This is a genomic window from Acerihabitans sp., from assembly GCF_036398755.1.
In the GTDB taxonomy this organism is placed as follows: domain Bacteria; phylum Pseudomonadota; class Gammaproteobacteria; order Enterobacterales; family Enterobacteriaceae; genus Acerihabitans.
The window spans coordinates 70,482-89,818 of record NZ_DASWOM010000132.1 but is presented as its reverse complement, the minus strand read 5'-3'; the positions used below and the strand labels follow the sequence as shown (position 1 = coordinate 89,818).

At 56.9% G+C, this 19,337-nt stretch carries 16 protein-coding genes; 8 read left to right on the top strand and 8 right to left on the bottom strand.

The features are described from left to right. Positions 1-527 precede the first annotated feature (527 nt). Positions 528-749: an Rpn/YhgA-type helix-turn-helix domain-containing protein gene (locus VGC33_RS21615; protein WP_331122821.1), complete on the top strand. Its 222-nt coding sequence runs from the start codon at positions 528-530 to the stop codon at positions 747-749. Positions 750-1,120: 371 nt separating this feature from the next. After that, positions 1,121-2,026 (top strand): Rpn family recombination-promoting nuclease/putative transposase, encoded by a 906-nt coding sequence (locus tag VGC33_RS21610; RefSeq protein ID WP_331122820.1) that lies wholly within the window; start codon positions 1,121-1,123, stop codon positions 2,024-2,026. A gap of 237 nt (positions 2,027-2,263) precedes the next feature. Here the strand turns inward: VGC33_RS21610 and VGC33_RS21605 are convergent, their stop codons facing one another. Then, positions 2,264-3,121, bottom strand: coding sequence for an aldo/keto reductase family oxidoreductase (locus VGC33_RS21605; protein ID WP_331122819.1), 858 nt, complete (start codon positions 3,119-3,121; stop codon positions 2,264-2,266). Between the two features lie 96 nt (positions 3,122-3,217). Between VGC33_RS21605 and VGC33_RS21600 the strand changes: the two genes are divergently transcribed. Together VGC33_RS21600 and VGC33_RS21595 are read left to right on the top strand one after the other, a co-directional pair. Continuing rightward, positions 3,218-4,120 (top strand): LysR family transcriptional regulator, encoded by a 903-nt coding sequence (locus VGC33_RS21600; protein ID WP_331122818.1) that lies wholly within the window; start codon positions 3,218-3,220, stop codon positions 4,118-4,120. A 455-nt stretch (positions 4,121-4,575) separates the two neighbouring features. Beyond that, positions 4,576-7,302, top strand: a complete 2,727-nt coding sequence (locus VGC33_RS21595) for a cation-transporting P-type ATPase (protein WP_331122817.1) — start codon at positions 4,576-4,578, stop codon at positions 7,300-7,302. A gap of 157 nt (positions 7,303-7,459) precedes the next feature. On the opposite strand, the gene VGC33_RS21590 is transcribed toward VGC33_RS21595, so the two are convergent. Further along, complete coding sequence (locus tag VGC33_RS21590) at positions 7,460-8,779, bottom strand: ferredoxin reductase family protein (protein WP_331122816.1); 1,320 nt, start codon at positions 8,777-8,779, stop codon at positions 7,460-7,462. Positions 8,780-9,111: 332 nt separating this feature from the next. Continuing rightward, the gene (locus VGC33_RS21585) at positions 9,112-10,020 is read right to left on the bottom strand and encodes an alpha/beta fold hydrolase (RefSeq protein WP_331122815.1); all 909 of its coding nucleotides are present in this window, start codon (positions 10,018-10,020) and stop codon (positions 9,112-9,114) included. Between the two features lie 207 nt (positions 10,021-10,227). On the opposite strand from VGC33_RS21585, the gene VGC33_RS21580 reads away from it, so the two are divergent. After that, positions 10,228-10,614, top strand: coding sequence for a MerR family transcriptional regulator (locus VGC33_RS21580; RefSeq protein WP_331122828.1), 387 nt, complete (start codon positions 10,228-10,230; stop codon positions 10,612-10,614). 7 nt (positions 10,615-10,621) lie between these two features. Here VGC33_RS21580 and VGC33_RS21575 read toward each other — a convergent pair whose 3' ends face one another. Beyond that, positions 10,622-12,244 (bottom strand): glycoside hydrolase family 43 protein, encoded by a 1,623-nt coding sequence (locus VGC33_RS21575; RefSeq protein ID WP_331122814.1) that lies wholly within the window; start codon positions 12,242-12,244, stop codon positions 10,622-10,624. Positions 12,245-12,256: 12 nt separating this feature from the next. Next, positions 12,257-13,642, bottom strand: coding sequence for a glycoside-pentoside-hexuronide (GPH):cation symporter (locus VGC33_RS21570; protein ID WP_331122813.1), 1,386 nt, complete (start codon positions 13,640-13,642; stop codon positions 12,257-12,259). A 367-nt stretch (positions 13,643-14,009) separates the two neighbouring features. Between VGC33_RS21570 and VGC33_RS21565 the strand changes: the two genes are divergently transcribed. Both VGC33_RS21565 and VGC33_RS21560 read left to right on the top strand, forming a co-directional pair. Then, the gene (locus tag VGC33_RS21565) at positions 14,010-15,575 is read left to right on the top strand and encodes an aromatic amino acid lyase (RefSeq protein WP_331122812.1); all 1,566 of its coding nucleotides are present in this window, start codon (positions 14,010-14,012) and stop codon (positions 15,573-15,575) included. Beyond that, entirely contained in the window at positions 15,572-16,378 is an 807-nt protein-coding gene (locus VGC33_RS21560) for a phosphate/phosphite/phosphonate ABC transporter substrate-binding protein (protein ID WP_331122811.1), read from the top strand. Before VGC33_RS21565 ends, VGC33_RS21560 begins: the two co-directional genes overlap by 4 nt. Here VGC33_RS21560 and VGC33_RS21555 read toward each other — a convergent pair whose 3' ends face one another. Beyond that, positions 16,379-16,606, bottom strand: coding sequence for a DUF1127 domain-containing protein (locus tag VGC33_RS21555; RefSeq protein WP_331122810.1), 228 nt, complete (start codon positions 16,604-16,606; stop codon positions 16,379-16,381). A 193-nt stretch (positions 16,607-16,799) separates the two neighbouring features. Here VGC33_RS21555 and VGC33_RS21550 point away from each other — a divergent pair, with 193 nt between their 5' ends. After that, positions 16,800-18,212: an aminotransferase-like domain-containing protein gene (locus VGC33_RS21550; RefSeq protein WP_331122827.1), complete on the top strand. Its 1,413-nt coding sequence runs from the start codon at positions 16,800-16,802 to the stop codon at positions 18,210-18,212. A 16-nt stretch (positions 18,213-18,228) separates the two neighbouring features. On the opposite strand, the gene VGC33_RS21545 is transcribed toward VGC33_RS21550, so the two are convergent. Together VGC33_RS21545 and VGC33_RS21540 are read right to left on the bottom strand one after the other, a co-directional pair. Then, the gene (locus tag VGC33_RS21545; RefSeq protein ID WP_331122809.1) at positions 18,229-18,753 is read right to left on the bottom strand and encodes a GNAT family N-acetyltransferase; all 525 of its coding nucleotides are present in this window, start codon (positions 18,751-18,753) and stop codon (positions 18,229-18,231) included. A gap of 94 nt (positions 18,754-18,847) precedes the next feature. After that, positions 18,848-19,294 (bottom strand): ester cyclase, encoded by a 447-nt coding sequence (locus VGC33_RS21540; RefSeq protein ID WP_331122808.1) that lies wholly within the window; start codon positions 19,292-19,294, stop codon positions 18,848-18,850. Between the last annotated feature and the right edge of the window lie 43 nt (positions 19,295-19,337).

The window sequence follows — 19,337 nt, the reverse complement described above, 5'->3', positions numbered from 1 at the left end:
CAGCTTCTGTATCGAGTCCGGTTCCGCAGACGTCCCCCGCAAGACTCAACCGGTTTGCCTGCCGGCTGCGGCTTATCCGCGAATAGCGGCGATCGCGGGCACTGGCGACGGGTCCAGCGCTTGCAAGCCAGCGTCTTGCGTTGGCCAGATACGGCCTGCCGCTCCCGGGCGACGGCATTGCAGTCCTTCCAAGGGGCTTGCCGCAGGCTGTTGCGCGTCATATCAGCCAATTACACAAATCCATCAACTGGCTCGGATACGCATGTTGGGGAACACTTAAAATAAGCGATGAAAGATTCGCCGGCCGGTCCACTCGCCTTGGCGTTCGATACTTTTATCCCGTTGCTGTCGCCCTGATTTGTCAATTTTAGTAACGGTTATGGAACCATTAAGGTTCATTCTGCCATTATACATCCCCATGCCAGTTTCATTGCTGACCGTGACTGGCGGGTTTGCATTGAAAAGCCAGCATTGCTGGCCGGGTGTCCTTACCCGGCCATTATTTAACCTCATTCAGGGAGGAAATGATGACCGTCGCAGAACAGCTGGAGCTGAAAGGACGCCAGATTGGATGGCAAGAAGGATGGCAAGAAGAATGGCAAGAAGGATGGCAAGAAGGACGCAGCGAGCGGAATAAAGAAATAGCCCGTAGCATGCTGGCTATAGGCCTCGATCGCGCCACGATAATCCAGCTTACCGGACTAAGCGATTCGAAACTGGATGCCCTGGCGGATGCCGACGCGTTATAAACGTGTGATGTGCCGATGACACAGACTTCCTTGATGAATTCGCTAAGAATAAGAATGCAGAATGGATATCGTTAATTATAAAACCAGCCTAATCTGGAATATAAAATAATTAGGATACGATTGCATATTTATCCTTACCAATTTAATTTTTACCATGAGTGATTATAAAATAATTCCGTGAATTAGTGACATTCGAATTTAGTTAATAGCATGTCGTACTGATATCATCAATTATTCAATCGATGCTGATTATGTACTGATAATTGCCACGTTACATTAAAATGAGAGATGCGTCGAAAATATATTGCGCCAGACAATTGTCTCCATAGGTGTTTAAATTCTATTTACGTCAACACCACTACAGTGTATTCATGAATAAATTCCCTACACCCCATGATTCATTATTCAAGAAATTTTTTGGCGATATCAGCGTGGTTATCGATTTTTTGCACATACATCTGCCACCGGCACTACGGGAGTTATGCGACTTCGCTACATTGGCCGTCACCTCAGGCAGCTTTATCGAGGACAACATGCGCTCCCATAGCTGCGATATACTTTACAGCCTGCGCACCACGGCGGGCGCGGGGTATATCTATTGCTTGATCGAACACCAGTCCAGCGCCGATGAGATGATGGCGTTTCGGCTTCTGCGCTACAGCGTGGCGGCAATGCAAAGCCATCTCGAACAGGGCAATACTAAACTCCCCTTGGTGATACCGCTGCTGTTTTACCACGGTACCCAAAGTCCCTACCCTTACAGCACCCGCTGGCTCGACTGCTTTCACGACCCCGCCCTGGCGCAGGCGTTGTATTGCCACGCGTTTCCCCTGGTGGACGTGACGGTTATACCCGATGATGAAATCAAGGCCCATCGGAAAGCGGCGTTGCTGGAATATGTGCAAAAACATATTCGCGATAGGGATATCAACATTCGTCTGCAGGATATCGCCTTTTTACTGGAGTTGACCCATCCCAGCAAGGAGCAGGTGGCGTGCCTGATGCACTACTTGACGCAGGAGGCGAATAGCCTTGACTCGGAAGTCTTTTTGCGTAATCTGGGTGATAATACGCCACGCTACAGGGAGGAACTGATGACCATAGCAGAACAGCTGGAGCTGAAAGGCCGCCGGATTGGACGGCAAGAAGGTCGCGGCGAGCGGGATAATGAAATAGCCCGTAGCATGCTGGCTATGGGTCTCGATCGCGCCACGGTAACCCAGCTTACCGGACTAAGCGATTCGGAACTGGATGCCTTGGCGGACGCCGAGGCATAAAATGAAACCACCCCAGCCGAACGTAAGTGCCGGTCTGACCTGTTAACGAAGGCCGGCTCCGGCACGTTAAACAAACGGCGCAGGGTTTGGTCGCCTAAAAGGGGTAATAATTCTGGTGAATATGGTAACACCCAGAAAATTACCCCATTTCTTAGAAAGATATTTCCCAACCCGGCAAATCTGGTCCTCATGCGGGAACGGGCTTTACACCCGCGCCGTTTAGCCGCGAAACATCCCTTATTGCTCCAGCAACGCCACATCTTCCGCCGACAGCCGCACCTCGGCCGCCGCCAGGTTTTCCCGCAGATGCTGCGGCGAAGACGTGCCGGGGATCAGCAATATATTCGGCGAACGCTGTAATAACCAGGCCAGGGCCACCTGCATGGGTGTGGCGTCCAGCCTGCGCGCGACCTCGTTAAGCGCTTCGGATTGCAGGGGGGAAAATCCGCCCAGTGGGAAAAACGGCACCAGGGGAATACCCTGGACGGCAAGCGCATCGATGAGGTCATCGTCCTGGCGATTAGCCAGATTATAATAATTCTGCACGCAGGCGATGGGGGTAATCTTCTGTGCGTCGGATATCTGGGTGGGCGTAACATGGCTCAGGCCGATATGGCGAATCAGGCCGCGTTCCTTTAATTCGACCAGGGCGGTCAGAGGGGCTTCCAGCGAACCTTCCGCCGGACGATGGACATCCAGCATACTGCGCAGATTGACCACATCAAGTACATCCAAGCCCAAATGGCGCAGGTTGTCCTCCACCGCCCGGGTAAGTTCCCGAGCCGAAAACGCCGGAATCCAGCCACCTTTTTCATCTCTTATCGCACCCACTTTGGTAACGATACACAAATCGTCGGCATAGGGATGCAGCGCCTCCTTGATGAGCTTATTGGTAATATGGGGCCCGTAGAAATCGGAGGTATCGATATGGTTGACGCCGGCGGCCACCGCTTCACGCAGTACGCGCAGGCACATGGCGTGATCTTTAGGCGGGCCGAACACGCCGGGACCCGCCAGTTGCATCGCCCCATAACCGATTCGGTTGACCTGGCGGTGGCCAAGTTGATAACTGCCGGAAGTAGTGTGGCTGGTCATAGTTGCTCTCCTGTTCTGGTTACCATCCATTGTAGGAGCAACAATGCTGTGCGACTATAGGGTCAAATAGATACAGGCTGTACGAGGTTACGGACAATGACCATCGATCTGGGCCTGCTTAACGCGGTTATCGCGGTTGCCAAAGCGGGTGGTTTCCGGGAGGCGGCGCGTGCCATCAACAGTAATCCCTCGCGCCTGAGCGATGCCGTGCGGCGCGCCGAGCGGCAGTTGGGCGTGCGGTTGTTTAACCGCACCACCCGGACCGTGGTGCTGACCGCCGCCGGAAAAATGTTATTGGAAAGGCTTCTGCCGGCGATGAACGAAGTGGAATCGGCGCTCGACGCCGTTAACGCTTTTCGCGCCACCCCTGCAGGCACGTTGCGGCTCAACGTGCCCGTCAGTGCGGTGCGTCTGGTTCTACCCGGCATCGTGCCGGCGTTTTTGGCCCGCTATCCCGACATTCAGCTTGAGATCGTGGCCGACAGCAATGTGGTGGATATCTTTCACGCCGGCTGCGACGCGGGAATACGCTACGACGAAAAGCTGGAGCAGGATATGATCGCCGTGCCCATCGGACCAAGGCGTCAGCGTTTTGCCATTGCCGCGGCCCCCGCCTATCTTGACCGCCGGGGCCGGCCGGAACATCCGCGGGATTTGCTGCGCCACGCTTGCCTGCGGGGTAAATATGCCAGCGGCATCATGCCGGAATGGGAATTCGTCAAAGAGGGCGAGATTGTCAGGGTGCAGCCCTCGGGGCCGCTTATCGTGAGCGTGGGGGCGGCGGTGGATCTGGCGGTGGAGGCGGCGGTAGCGGGTGTTGGGGTGATACAGCTGTTCGAGGAGTGGCTCAGGCCCCATCTCGCCAGCGGCGCGCTGGAACCGGTACTGGAACCCTGGTGGACCGATTTCCCCGGCCCATATCTGTATTACCCGGACCGGCGGCTGGTGCCGGCGCCGCTGCGCGCCTTTATTGAATTCATTCGCGAGCATCAGCAGTAATTTTCTTAAACGCCATTGAATAAACAGACCTTAACTCATCGCTTGTGGCCGGGTTCCCCCGGCCCGCCGGACGGGTGGTCACCGCTGTTAGGCAATACAGGCCAAGGGAGTAAAGTTTAATTAAGATAATTTGATATTTAACTTTAAAAAAAATAAATATTTCTAATTACTCCCGTCTCCTATTTATCAGCCTTATAGAAAATGCGAAAATTTCATTTCATACAAACAGTATCAAGCCGGTTAATTTATTTATCATTATCCTGTCCATAAGCTGACCCACATCTCATTGATCGTGCTATGAGGCTGTTATTATTAAGTTACTCATCATCGTCTTAAATACCTGAATCTCGCCGTTGGCCGGGCGTTCGGCCGCTTTTATTGCCTTGCAGGTTAAACGAGCGCGTCATAATTTTTGAAAATCGCCCTATTATTGTTTGCCATCTGGAGGTCATTACATGACAACTTCACCGGTAAAGCCGTCTGTTTCATCGCAGAACCCGGATATAGCCTGGTACAGGCTGGATACGGCGGAAACGCTGCGCCAGCTTGATACCACCGACGCCGGACTGGAGGCGCAAGAGGCCGCCGAGCGGCTGAGGCGCTATGGCGCCAATGAGCTGCCCGCGCGTAAAACACGGCATCCGTTATTACAATTTCTGGCGCATTTTAATGATGTATTGATTTACATACTGCTGATAGCGGCGGTATTGAAAGGTATTATGGCGCAGTGGGTGGATATGGTCATCATCCTGGCGGTGGCGGTAATCAACGCGCTGATTGGTTTTGTGCAGGAAAGCAACGCCGAAAAATCGCTCAAAAGCATCCAGGGCATGCTGTCCAGCACGGCGGTGGTGATCCGCGCTGGGATTACCCAGACCATTGAAGCCCGGGATTTGGTGCCCGGCGATATCGTTACCCTGCGGCCGGGCGACAAAATCCCGGCCGATCTGCGGTTATTGGAGGCGCATAACCTGCTGGTGGAGGAGGCCATTCTTACCGGTGAGTCGACGGTGGTGGCAAAACATATCGGCGCGATCGACCGGGAGGTGACGATTGGCGATCGCGTTAATTTGCTTTTTTCCGGTACCACCATCAGCGCGGGTACGGCCAAAGGCGTGGTGGTGGCCAGCGGCGGCGATACCGAGCTGGGCCATATCAACCAAATGATGGCCGCCATCGATCCGCACCGCACGCCGCTGCTAACGCAAATGGACCGCTTGGGCAAGGGCATATTCATGCTGATTCTGGTGATGATGGCGGTGCTGTTCATCTTCGCTTTTTTCCTGCGCGATATGCCGTTCACCGAGCTGCTGTTGGCGCTGATAAGCCTGGCCGTCGCCGCGGTGCCTGAAGGACTGCCGGCCATTATCTCGATTATCCTGTCGCTGGGCGTACAGTCCATGGCGCGGGCGCGGGCGATTATCCGTAAGCTGCCGACGGTGGAAACGCTGGGGGCCATGACCGTGGTCTGTTCCGACAAAACCGGCACGCTGACGATGAATGAAATGACGGTGAAAGCGGTGGTAATGGCGGATGGCAGCTATCGCGTCGCCGGGGAAAGCTATGAGCCGGTGGGTAACATCTACGCGCTGGGAAGTGAACAGGCGGTTGAATTGAGTGAGGATACCGTCCTGGCGCGCTTTATCACCGCGGTGGAATTATGTAATGACAGCCAGATAAGGCAGGACGACCGGGGTCACTGGGGCATTACCGGCGGACCGACGGAAGGCGCGTTAAAGGTGCTGGCCGCCAAATCGGGGCTTCGGCTCGGTGAGGTTAGTCTGCTGGATAAAATCCCGTTTGACTCCGCCTATAAATATATGGCGACCCGCCATCAGGTTGGCGACGAGATCCTGGTTTTCCTCACCGGCGCGCCGGACGTGCTGTTTACTTTCTGCCACCAGGAGTTGACGCGCGAGGGGGTGCGCCCGTTTCGCCGCGATTACTGGGAAGAGGAAATGGCGCGCTATGCCAGGCAGGGATTACGCATGGTGGCCGCCGCGTTTAAAAGCCCCATCCCGGGAGAGGCGGGCCTGGAGCATGCGGATATTCAGCGGGGCATGGTGTTTGCCGGTATTGCCGGCATGATGGATCCACCGCGTCCGGAAGCCATCGAAGCCATTGCGTTGTGTCAGCGGGCCGGCATCCGGGTAAAAATGATTACCGGCGACCATCAGGAAACCGCGATGGCCATCGGCGCCATGCTCGGCATCGGCAATGGGGTCGAATCCATTACCGGCAGCCAGCTGGAGCATATGGATGATAACCAGTTGGCCGGCGCCGCGGTTCATTATGATATTTTTGCCCGTACCAGCCCCGAGCACAAGCTGCGGCTGGTCAAAGCCCTGCAGGATAAGGGCGGCGTGGTCGGCATGACCGGCGACGGCGTGAATGATGCGCCGGCGCTGAAACAGGCCGATGTGGGCATCGCCATGGGGATCAAGGGCACCGAGGTCACCAAGGAAGCGGCGGATATGGTATTGACCGACGATAATTTCGCTACTATCGCCAATGCGGTTAAAGAAGGGCGGCGCGTTTACGATAACCTGAAAAAAACCATCCTGTTTATTTTGCCCACCAATCTGGCGCAGGGGCTGTTGATTATCTTCGCCATCCTGGCCGGCGCGGTGATCCCGCTGACCGCCCTGCAAATATTGTGGGTAAATATGGCCACGTCCACCACGCTGTCGTTCGGCCTGGCCTTTGAACCGGCGGAAAAAGGCGTCATGTCCCGTCAACCGCGCGATCCGGCGCGGCACGTGCTGGACGGCCATGCTATCTGGCGCATCGCCTTTGTCGGCACGCTTATCGCCTGTAGCGCCTTTTGGCTGGAATCGCTCCTGCTGCCGCGCGGCTATAGCGGCGAATTTATCCGTACGCTGGTGATGCAAACGCTGGTCACCGCTCAATGGATTTATATGTTTAACTGCCGGGTAACGGACAGGTTCCCATTGAACCGGGAAATATTTATGAATAAGGGATTATGGCTGGTCACCGGTGTGCTGATAGTACTGCAACTGGCCATTATCTACCTGCCGTTTATGAACCGGGCGTTCGGGACCGAGCCGCTGCCAGCTTATTACTGGGGCGTGACCCTGCTGGTGAGCATCGTTATATTTATTATTGTTGAAATAGAAAAATGGCTATTTGCCCGTTTTAGAACCACCGCAAAAACCGCATAAGCCAAACAGGCCAGGCCCGGTCATTAATGCCGGGCCTGGTGCCCGGCAATCATCCATATACCCGTAAATAGGCAAAAAGCACGGACAACGCCACGATGATTATTCCGCTGATGAGCGCCAGCCGTTCGGCGAACAGTCGTTGCATGGTAGGTTTTCCTTAAGCGAAGTTATAGCGTTCGGTATGGTATTTGGACATCGGCACATCCATAGCGGCCAGCGCGTTCTCTATGGCATCCATCATCACATTGGGGCCGCAGATAAAGTATTCGTGCATATTGTAGGGTGGCGGCAGATGGCGCCTGAATAATGCGGCATCAATAAAGCCGGTTTCTCCCGTCCAGCCCTTATGCGGTCGGGACAAAACGTGCACCAGCTTGAGATCGAGCCGCGCCCGCAAGGCGTCCAGCTCCTCGCGAAAGGTTATCGATTCCCAGTCCCTGCTACCGTAAATCAGCACCACCGGGCGTTGGTCGCCGCGATCGGCCAGCGTGCGCAGAATGCTCATCATGGGGGTAATGCCGACGCCGCCTGCGATCAGCACGTGCATATCCGCCGGGTTGCCAATGGTGAAGGCGCCGTAGGGGCCATCGAGATACACCCGTTGCCCGGGGGTAACCTGGGAAATTCCCGCGGTGAAATCGCCCAGGTTCCGGATCGACATTTCTACGCGGCCGTCGCCCGCCTGCGCGCTGGAGGAAAACGAGAACGGATGGCCGGTGATGTTAAACGGGCCGTTCCACAACGTCAGCCAGCCGAATTGCCCCGGCGTAAACCGGAAACCTCCATGCCCTTCCGGTTTCATCACAAGCGTGGTGGTATTGCCGCGCTCGGTTTTTACCTGCGCCACCCGGTAAGGCCGGCGCAGCATAAACAGCGGTTTTACCAGGCGGACATACAGCAACAGCGCCAGCCAGAACAGCGTCAGCCCGTACCACAGCGCTTTTTTCATCGGGTCTTCAAGATAAAATCCCCAGGCGGCCATATGCATAAGTCCCGCCGCCACGGCCGCCACCGCCAGGATGATATGGGTGAGATGCCACGCCTCGTAGCTTAATTTCAGCTTTACCCGCCAAAGTGCCAGGACGATCAGGCCAATCAAAGAATAGGTGGATATCGCCGCCAGCCTGGCGCGCCAGGGGGCCGAGGCAAAATTCAGCAGCGCCAGCAGTTCCGGCCTGACAATAAACAAAATCAGCGGATGGGCCAGCACCAGGCCAAGGGCGATCAACGATATGCGCCGGTGGAAATGATAAATCACGTCTTCGCCCCAGGGTTTGGTTACCCAGCGAAAACGCGAGGTCAGGCCGAATTGCAGCCCCATAATCGCTAAGCCGGAATACCCCAGGGCAATGGAGAATTCGGTCCAAAAATCACGCGCGGGGGGCAAAGAACCTAACAGCAATACAAATAGCGGAGCAGAAATAAAAAACAGATAAACCAGCAGCCACAGGCTATTACGCAGCGCGAAGGTTAGCATGGTTAACTCCCTGCACAGGCATTATTATCATATTCAATTCAGTATAACCCTGTATTGACTAGAGTAATTTGCGTCGGCTCTCCGTTTACAAATATATTTTTTCCACCCGGACCTATTATTCAAGGCGGTAAATATGACTTGTGATCTGTATTCATAATAAGAGTAACTATTCTTAAGTTTTATCTTAATAATTTATTATGGTCTGACCGGATTCATTAATTGCCTGAAATTACCATAGCCTCGGCACCGTTGTATTCGGGGCGGCCGCCGGCCGCTGCGCTGATGATAATCGCACACGTCTGGTTTTGCCGGCATGGCCCCGGTTCCCGATCTCAGCGAGGTTTGGCGTTATCGATAAACACCGACAGATCGCGGTTAAAGCGCTCCGGCTCCTCGATAAAGGGCGCGTGACCCGAGCCCGCATAAAGTTTGCTTTGAATGGCCGGATTCAGCGCCTGAGCACGCGCTATGGCCGCCGTGGGCCGCACCAGCGCGTCCTGCGCGCCATAAATCAGCAACACCGGCACCCGCGCCTTGCCCAGGGCTTTGGCCGCATCGACCGTTATCGACATTACGCTGCGCTGCATATCCCATGAAGCCATGGCGGCATTGGCGTACAGACGCCCGAAGGTGGCCGCGTCGGGTCGGGTGTGAAAGCACAGGCGCAGGAAATCACGCACGCCGTCGAGGTGGGTTTTCAAATCTGGCGAATTTAAATCGCGATATATCGCGGGATGCGGCGTTATCTGATCGGGCTTGAGTTCAATCACGCCGTCAACATAGACCGCGCCGGCGATCGGGTCGTCGCCATACTTTTCCAGGTAGTTGGAGATAACAACGCCGCCCAGCGACCAGCCCACCAGGGTGGGTTTGCGCGCATGGGCCGAGCGGATAACCGCGGCGAGGTCGTCCGCCCAATGCCGTCCATCACTGTAAGCCTCCCCGTCGGCGGGCTTGCCGGACAGGCCGTGGCCGCGCATATCATAGGTAATCAGGCGATAGCGCGCGAGCCGGGGGCTGTTGATTTGCCTGTCCCAGTTGAGGTGGCTGCCGAGCAACCCGTGGATAAAGATGACGGACGGGCCCTCGGGGTTGCCCGTTTCCTGGACGGCTATCTTTACGCCGTCAGGCGCATTGACGGTGTAGCTTTTCCCCTCGGCTTGTACGTCGGGGGACAGGGCAAGCAGCGTGGCGATGACGGCCAGCGATGACACCAGGCAATTAAACGAAAGTCTGGACATAAGCGGTACTCTTCTGTTGATTCTGTTGGACAAGAACCAGCAATCTCAACCCTCACACTGGTGTCAGGGTCAAGGTGAAAATTTCGTTTCGTCATTTTGTGGTACTCTTATTATTGACGGGTACCTATAATTACTACTGTTACATTGAGGCCAGGGTCAATGGCGAAAAATATCCGGGTCAACGACATTTTCCGCCATGCTATTCCGATGAATAAAGCCACGATCCAGCAACCGCTGACCATTGGTCAGCTCGCGAGCGCAACCGGCGCCAGCGTACGTTCGATTCGCCATTACGATGCGCAGGGCCTGCTCACGTCCATCCGTACCTGCAACGACTATCGGTCATTTCCCCCGGCGGCGGTGGCGCAGGTCAGGCAGATCCAGCGGATGATCGCCACCGGCTTCAGCCTGGCCGAGATCCGCGCATTCCCCGACTGCATGCTGATGATCGAAGGGGCGGGCGCCTGCCCCGAAACCACCGCGGTACAGCGCAAGCGCCTGGAGTCCATCGAACGGCAAATAGCGGATCTCGAACGCCGCCGCGCGCGCCTGCTTAAAACGCTGGCCGAGGGTGTCATCCCTCCCCTGGACTGAGGCCCGGTTATTCTTCCTGCGGCAAAGGCCGGTAGCTCAGGCAATAAAAGTCGGCGTGGCAGCCGTGCCGGCTGATATCGTCGCAGTGCAGTCCTACAAACGCGCCGGTAAAGCAGCCCTTGCCGAGGGTATAATCATCGGACAGCTTCCAGGATTCCAGTGCCGGGCCGATATCATGCCAGCCGTCGCCGTCGAACGAATAGCTATAGCGATAGGTTAAACCGTTCACCGTCACTTTCAGCCATATCGATTGCGCCCCGGCGGGAACCGGAATCCCCGGTTCATCGATATGATACATGGCCTCTCCTTTATCAAGTTGCGTCAGCTTGATGGATCGTCCCTGTTTTCCGTCGCCGGCGACAAAACAATATGACCAGTTAAGCGAGCTGTAATAGCAGGTGAGGCCGGCGCTTTGCTGGAAGTTATGGGGACTGAACTGAAAGCGGGTTTCGCAGGCGAAATGCACATGCTGCCAGCGCCGGGCAACGGTGGATTGCAGGAAGGTGGACAACAGCGAGTCATTGCCGTACAGGCGCAAATATCCCGGACGTGCCGTTAAACTGCCCATTTCTTCGCAAAAGGGCTGCCGCAGCGTTTGCAAATCGTCATCCAGGATGGTGCGATTGAAATCATGGTGTTTGGCCTGCGGCGCCGGATCCGCCTGTGTTTCCGGCCGGGGCGCCGGCACCGACAAGGCGGGCAGTGGACCGCCGGCGACATAAGGCCAGCCGTCGCGCCACTCAATTTCGGCGATGGCCGTTTCGCGGCCCAGCGGGCAATAACCGCGCACCTTGGTGGTGATCAACGGCGTATCCGGCAGCTTTAACGGCCGGCTGGTCAAATAGACCATATACCAGCGATTCCGATCGAATTGTATTAATGAACCATGTCCCGCTTTTTGCAGGGGATGTCGCGGTTTATCCCAGGCGGTCAAAATATGCCAGTCCGGATGTAATTCATACGGCCCGTCGATGTGCCGGGCGCGCGCCACGGTGACGGCATGTTCATAGCGGGTGCCGCCTTCCGCCGTCAATAAATAATAATAACCATCCTTGAGATAGATATGCGGCGCTTCGGTATATTTAAGGTCGGTGCCTTCAAAAATAACGCGCCAGTCACTGGCCAGCTTTTTCTGCTGTGGGAAATATTCTTGCAGGACAATCGTATTATGGGGATTGCTATGGTGTTTTGGTCCCCACAGGCGATAGGACAGGTATTTCCTGCCGTCGTCGGCATGAAATAGCGACGGGTCGATGCCCCCCGCCCCCAGTAGCACCGGTTCGCTCCAGGGGCCATTGATATCCGGCGCGGTGACCAGGTAGTTATAACCGATTTTCCAGGGTGCGTTGACCACCTTGATATTGGTATATACCACCCAAAACAGGCCGTCGCGATAGCTGATATCCGGCGCCCAGATACCGCCGGAATCCGGATTACCACGCATATCCAGTTGCCCCGCGGTGGTCAACACGTAACCGGCGGGACGCCAGTTGACCAGATCGGTGGAATGATGCAGACGGATGCCCGGAAACCATTCAAACGTGGAGCTTGCGATATAAAAGTCATCGCCCCGGCGACAGATACAGGGGTCGGGATGGAAACCTTTTAAAATCGGATTTTCAATATTCATGTTATCCCCAGGTTATGGGCGTTGCGTGGCGTTGTCGCCAACGGTATGCCGGGAGACCTCATCGGCCTTTTGATGGCGCAAAGCCAGCTGTTCAGTGATGCGCTGGACTGTTTCGCTGTTTAGCTTATAAAACAACAGCATCAGGATTTGCAGCGCGGAAAAAATGGAGGGAATAATACAGAAGACAAATTTCACCATGAGCACCACCGTACCGTCCTGGATGCCCACGCCCGGCTGGTAATGGGCAAAATGCAACGACCAGCCCAGCAGCGCGCCACCCAGCGCCAGGCCGATTTTGATGCTGAACAGATAGGTGGAAAAAATCAAACCATCCAGCCGGTGGCCGCTGCGGTGTTCTTCATAATCGACGATATCGGAGGCCATAAGCCATTGCAGAGGATTGGTCAGGTTAAAAAAGAACATAAAAATCATATTGAGAACAAAAATCATGCTTATGCTGGTGCTGGGCGTGAAGAAGATAACCAGGTTCAGCGCGATATAAATCAAAACCGTGGCCTTGCAGCTTTTTATGCGGTCGTACTTGCCCAGTAATTTTGCCGACAGGATGGAGCCGACCATGGCGGCAATGCTGCCGTAAAAGACAAAATTCGACGCTAGCTCGGGGTGATCCATTACATATTTCACAAAATACATCATGGCGCCGACCCGGATGGTATTCGACGCCGAGCCGACAATTTTGAACAAGGTAATAATCCGCCATTGGCTGTTGCCCCATAATACTTTAATGTCTTCCTTGATATTAAAATGCTGGCCGCTATTGAGAATATATTTCTCTTTGGTCATGGCAAAACAAACCAGGAAACACAGGGCGCCCAGTACACCCAGCACGCACATGGCGCCGAAATAACCGACACGATCGTTGCCGCCGCCGATGATGTTAACCAGCGGCAGCGATACCCCCGAGACGATAAGCGCCGCCAGGGCGGCCATGAAAAAGCGATAGGATTGCAAGGAGTGCCGTTCCCGTGAGTCTGAGGTAATGGCGGCCGGCATTGAGCAATAAGGCACGTTGATCGCGGTATAGGCTAATGTCAGTAAAATATAGGTTACGCTGGCATAGATGACCTTGCCGGTATAACTGAAGTCCGGGGTATAAAAGGTGAGCGCCAGTATCACGCCGAAGGGAATAGCGCACCAGAGAATATAAGGCCGGAATTGGCCATGCCGGGTGCGGGTGCGATCGACCAGGATACCCATCAACGGATCGGTAATGGCGTCCAGCAGCCGTGAGACCAGGAATATGGTTCCCATTACGCCGGGAGAAATACCAAAAACGTCAGTATAGAAAAATGCCAGAAATAGCAGCGTGGATTTCCAGACAAAATTAGACGCGGTATCACCCAAGCCGTAACCTATTTTTTCTTTTATCGTCAGCATGGCAACCTATTGTCCTGTAGAGGGATAAGAAGAATTTCACTCTATCCAGCCGGTAACCCGCTGTCTTTTCATAAATGTTGCAAAAGGGTTATGAAATATAGTTTTTGTTATCGTTATCACAATTCATATATTGAATTTGCCTTATTTATCCTATTGACAAACTTGTGGGGAAAAATATTTTCAATAGTATTATCAATCACTAAGCTAGAAAAAATACTCTGGCATATTTACCCTGATAATGCATTTGCACAATTATATTTGTTATTTTTCCCAGTGGAAGATACGCTATCTTTATCAATGACGACTCATGGCGCGTTCTGCCCCGCTGGCGGACGACACGCCTTCCTGCCCTCGGTTAAGAGCAATAATGACATTCATTCTCGGCGGTGATACGGCGTTAACCGTGGCGACGCTTGCGCGCATAGCCCGGGAACACCAGCCGGTGGCGTTTAGCCCGGCGGCGCTGTTGCGCATAAAAACGGGCTTTTCCTTTCTTTATCAACGCATCACCGCCGGCGATCGCATTTATGGCGTCACCACCGGCCTGGGCGCCGGCGTGGATACCGCGGTGCTGAGCGGCGCGGACGGACAGGCCGATATCGCCCGTTTACCCGACATCCAGCAACGTATTCCCCTGGCGCGAGCGGTGGGCGTTGGCCCGCTTGCCGAAAACGCCCAGGTACGGGCAATGATGCTGGCGCGGCTCGCCGGCATTGCCGAGGGGTACTCCGGCATTTCATTGCCGAGCGCGCAGGCTTTGCTGAACTTATTGAATCTCGGCGTGCATCCCCAGGTGCCGTTGCTCGGTTCAATCGGCGAAGCCGATCTGGCGCCGCTGGCGCATATCGGCAGCGCGCTGGCGGGCGACGGTTTGGCGGAATACCGGGGACAGGTAACCGATATCCGCACGCTGGCGCGGACCCTGGGTTTTACCCTGCCCGCGCTAACCGGCAAGGATGGCCTGGCGCTGGTCTCGTCCAATGCGGCAAGCGTCGGCCTGGCCGCGCTGCTGCTGGCCGATATCGCCCAGCTGATTAACGTGCAGGCCGGCGCCATCGCCCTGTCGTTCGAGGCGTTCCGCGCCAATACCTCCCCGTTGTCGCCTTGGGCCAGCCGCATCCGCAGGCTGCCGGGCGGGGCGGAATGTGCGTCCCATCTGCTGGCGCTGCTGGATGGCGGCGCCTTGTCCCGGCCCGGCGGCGCGCGTCTGTTGCAAGACCCTTTGAGTTTTCGCTGCTCGGCGTCGGTGCTGGCCAGCGTCTATCAGGCCTTTAACCTCGCCCGGCGGTCAACGGAGCTGGAGCTGAACAGCGCCGATGATAATCCGGCCCTGATAGCCGAGGCGGAGTTGGTGTTGCCCAACGCCAATTTCGACGCGACGCATTTGGCGCTGGCGTTTGAAGCCCTGGGTTTGGCGCTGGCGCGCCAGGCCAGCTGCGCCGCTGAACGCATGATGAAACTGATGTCCGAGGGCGCCAGCGGGTTGCCGCGTTTCCTGACGCCGCACCCCGGACAAACGGGGTTTGCCACGCTGCAAAAAACCATTTCCGCGCTGACCAGCGATATCGTGCATCAGGCCAATCCGCTGTCCGCCATCACCATCCCGGTGGCCGATCGGGTAGAGGATTATGCCTCGCAGGCCATGGCCGCCGTCGGCAAAACGGCGCGCCTGGCCGGCAGCCTGCGCTATCTGGTGGCGATTGAACTGATGGTGGCGGCGCAGGCCATTGATTTGCGCCCGGACACCAAGGGGCAACTCGGGCAGGGCGGCGCGGCCATTTATGGCCGCGTGCGCGCGCGGGTTGCCGGACTTGATCAGGATCGCGCAACCGCGCGCGATATTGAAAACCTCGCGCAGGCCATCACCACGCCCGGCTGGCTGACCGCCGGCGAACGCCTGCTGGATATCGGCCAGGAGTCATTCCACTCATGATCGCCAACGGACGCATGTATTCGGTTACCCCGGCCGCGGCCGCGGACTGGAAAACGCTGTTGCGGGAGGTCTATCGGCGCGCCGGCGTCGCGGGCGACGTGATTGATTATCCGGCCCCCGCCCCGCTGGAAGCGTTATGGCGGCGCGCGGATCTGGCCGGGGTGTTTATGTGCGGCCTGCCGTTTTCGCTCGGGCTGTTCCCGGTAGTGGCCATTGTCGCGCCGGTGCCGCTGCATTCGCTGCCCGATGGCCCCGGCAGCTACCGCAGCCGCTTGATTGTCGCCCGCGACGCGCCCTACCGGCAATTGCGCGATACCTTTGGCGGACGGCTGGCGTTTACCAACCCGGAATCGCACTCCGGCTACAGCGCCCTGCGATTTCACCTGCTGGCATACCTGCGCCCGGGACAAACGGCTTTATATCGTCACACCGTCGGCCCGCTGGTGACCCCGCGCCGGGTGGTGGAGGCGGTCGCCGGCGGTGACGCCGATATCGGCCCGGTGGACAGCTACGCCTGGGAACTGCTGGCGCGCGACGAGCCTGACCTGATGGGAAAAGTGCGGGTGATAGATAATACCGCGCCGGCGCCGATGCCCCTGCTGGTGGCCTCGGCCACGCTGCCGCCCGCCGCCCTCGCCGCCCTGCAACGCGCGTTTACCACCTTATCGCGGGACGAGAACGGCGCCGCCCTGCTGGCGGCGCTGCGGCTACAGGGGTTCAGGATACCCGACCCGGCTGATTACCGGCTGCTGGCGCAGCGGGCAGCCGCCGCTGAACAGGCGGGTTATCGTCTATTGGGCTGACTAGCGCCGCTCATCTTTATACGGCAGGTCGTCGCGGGTCAGGCCGATATCCCGCAGCCGCGCGGTATCAAGGGACATCAGGGCCTTGCGGCCGCGGCGCAGAGACCGCAAGCGTTGATAATAGCCGTATAACCGCCGCCACCAGCCGGTTATCCCCCAAATGCCGCTCTGCGGCCGGGCCGCCTGTACCGGGGCGTCATGTGGTTGCGCTTTCTTGAGAGTTTTCATGGTTGTCGTCCATCAGCAATCGATGGCAACAGCATGAATCCTTTGACCTAAACCAGGTAGATTCAGCAGATGAACGGTTTGCCGTAGACAGATGGCGCCCCCATGACACATTATGTGATTCACAGAGGCAATCTGTATCCTTTTCCGGGCTACCCCCGATCAACACCGGTTAATAAACGACTCGCATATGGCTATCACGCGCTACCAACATCTGGCTTCCCTGCTGGGCCAGCGTATCGAACAAGGTTTATATCCCATCGGCGTGCGTCTGCCGTCTATCCGGGTGCTCAGCAAGGAGCATGGGGTCAGCATTACCACGGTACAGCAGGCTTACCGCGAGCTTGAAGATCAGCAACTGGTCGAGGCCCGGGCTAAATCCGGCTATTTTGTCGCTCAACGCAAACTGCGCCCCGGCCTGCCCGCCTGTTGCGATATGACGCAATGTTCGCTGACCATCCCGCGCTGGGATCTGGTGCGCGAAATGGTCAACCCGGCGCGGGCCGGCGAGATAGCCCTCGGAACCGCCGCGCCCGATGTCGCCGCCAGCAGCCTGAAGCCGTTAACCCGGGCAATTAGCCACCTGAGCCAGCGGCATTCCGCGCGGACGTTTGTTGACGATGATATTCGCGGTTGCGCCGAACTGCGCGGACAAATCGCCCGGTTGATGATTGACAGCGGCAGCCGTATGGATGCGGATAATATCCTGATTACCGACGGCGGCAGGGAGGCGCTGTCCATTGCCATTCGCTGCGTCTGTAAGCCCGGCGACGTGGTGGCGGTGGAAAAACCCTGTTTCCCGGCCGGTTTGCAGCTGTTGCACGGCCTTGGCATGAATATCCTGGAAATCCCCACCGACCCGGTAGCGGGCATCAGCGTCGAGGCCTTGGAACTGGCGCTGGAGCAATGGCCGGTTAAAGCCGTCCTGGTCACGTCCACCGGGCAAAATCCGTTAGGCTACGCCATGCCGGCGGAACGCCGCGAAGCGCTGTTGCGGCTGGCCCAGGAGCATGATGTGGCCATTATCGAGGACGACGCCTACGGCGAGCTGTCCTACCCCTACCCCCGGCCCGCCACGATAACGTCAATGGATTTGTCCGGCAATGTGCTGTTGTGCAGCTCGTTTTCCAAGACCCTGGCGCCGGGCTTAAGGGTTGGCTGGATTGCCCCCGGCAGCTATATGAACCGCGCCATCCATATGAAATACAGCGGCACCGGCCCCACCGCCGGCCTGCCGCAGCTGGCCATCGCCGATTTTATCGAACAGGGGCATTACCTCAAACATGTCAGGCGTATGCGCGCCCAGTACCAGTATAATCGGGACCTGATAACCGGATGGGTAACCGACTACTTCCCCTGCGGCACACGGGTGAGCCGTCCGCAGGGGGGCTTTTTATTATGGATTGAGCTCGATCATCGCGTTGATGCCCAACGGCTCAATCGCGCGTTATCAGAACAGGCTATTTCCATTGCCGTCGGCGCGGTGTTTTCCGCCGCCGGTAAATACGACAGTTGCCTGCGGATAAACTACGCCCGCCCGCTTACAGGTGAGATAAAAGCGGCCGTAAGCCACATCGGCGCGATGGTACATAAGCTGTTGGAGCAATGATATTATCGCCCCGCCATCACGCGCCCAATGATTTGGTCAGGGTGACCAGCGCCAAATCGTCGCGCAGCGGCTTGCCCACATTGGGATCGTCATACGGAAAAGGCTCCGAGTCGCCGGTTTTGGCAAAACCGCGCCGCTCGTACCAGGCAATCAGCTTATCCCGCACATTGATAACGGAAATCTTCACGCTGCCGGCGCCGGCGTCGCGGGCAAAGTCCTCCGCGCCCGCCATGATGGCCTTGCCGAGGCCGGAACCTTGCGCGTGCGGGCTTACCGCCAGCATCGAGAGATACCATTCGCCATCTTCCAGCGGACTGAGCGCCACGCAGCCGGATAACCGGCCGGAGGCGGGGTCCAGCGCCAGCAGAATGGTCGATGCGCCATTGCGGATCATGCCGGCCAGGTCGCGCCGGTTGGTGCGCGGCCCGTCAATCAGCCCCGACTCAGTGGTCCAGTCCGGCGCCGAGAGGCCTCTATAGGCCTGGTTCACCAGGTCGGCCACGCGGTCGAGGTCTTGGTCCTGCGCGATGTAAAGTTCCATTTTTTCCCTCTGCTTTTCTGGCCGGTTGCCAATACGTATTAAAGCCGCATTACCCTCGATCCGTCAATATCATCGGAAATGCGCCGCCGGGCCGTCATGGCGCGGGAAACCGGCCCAGTTGCTGGAACAGACCGAACCAATCCTCGATATGCCAGGTTCTCTTGATGCGCGCCCCCTCGAATTCGTGGAATTCATGGATAGCAAAACGAACCTGTTTGCCCGTGGCCGCAATGCCGAACAAAGGGCCCAGATGCGTGCCGGTGATTTCCGCCCGCACCCCCATGCGCCCGGGGGTCTGGATCAGATCGTGAATGGTGATGTTGACGTCGGGCATCGCGGTGATAAACGCGCGGATAATCGGCTTAAGGCCGTCGGGACCGGGACCCTGGCCCGGCGCCAACGGAATGTCGTCCCAGTCGGCGGTCATGGCGTTATCCAGCAAGTCCGGATTCTGGTCGCTGAACGCGCGGTAAAGCATTTCAACGGTTTGACGTTCAGCTTGCAGTTGTTCTGTCTCAGTGAGCGGGGAGGAGAGTGTCATATGCGTCCGGTCCTTATTGATAAACGGCAATCTATGGCTGAAT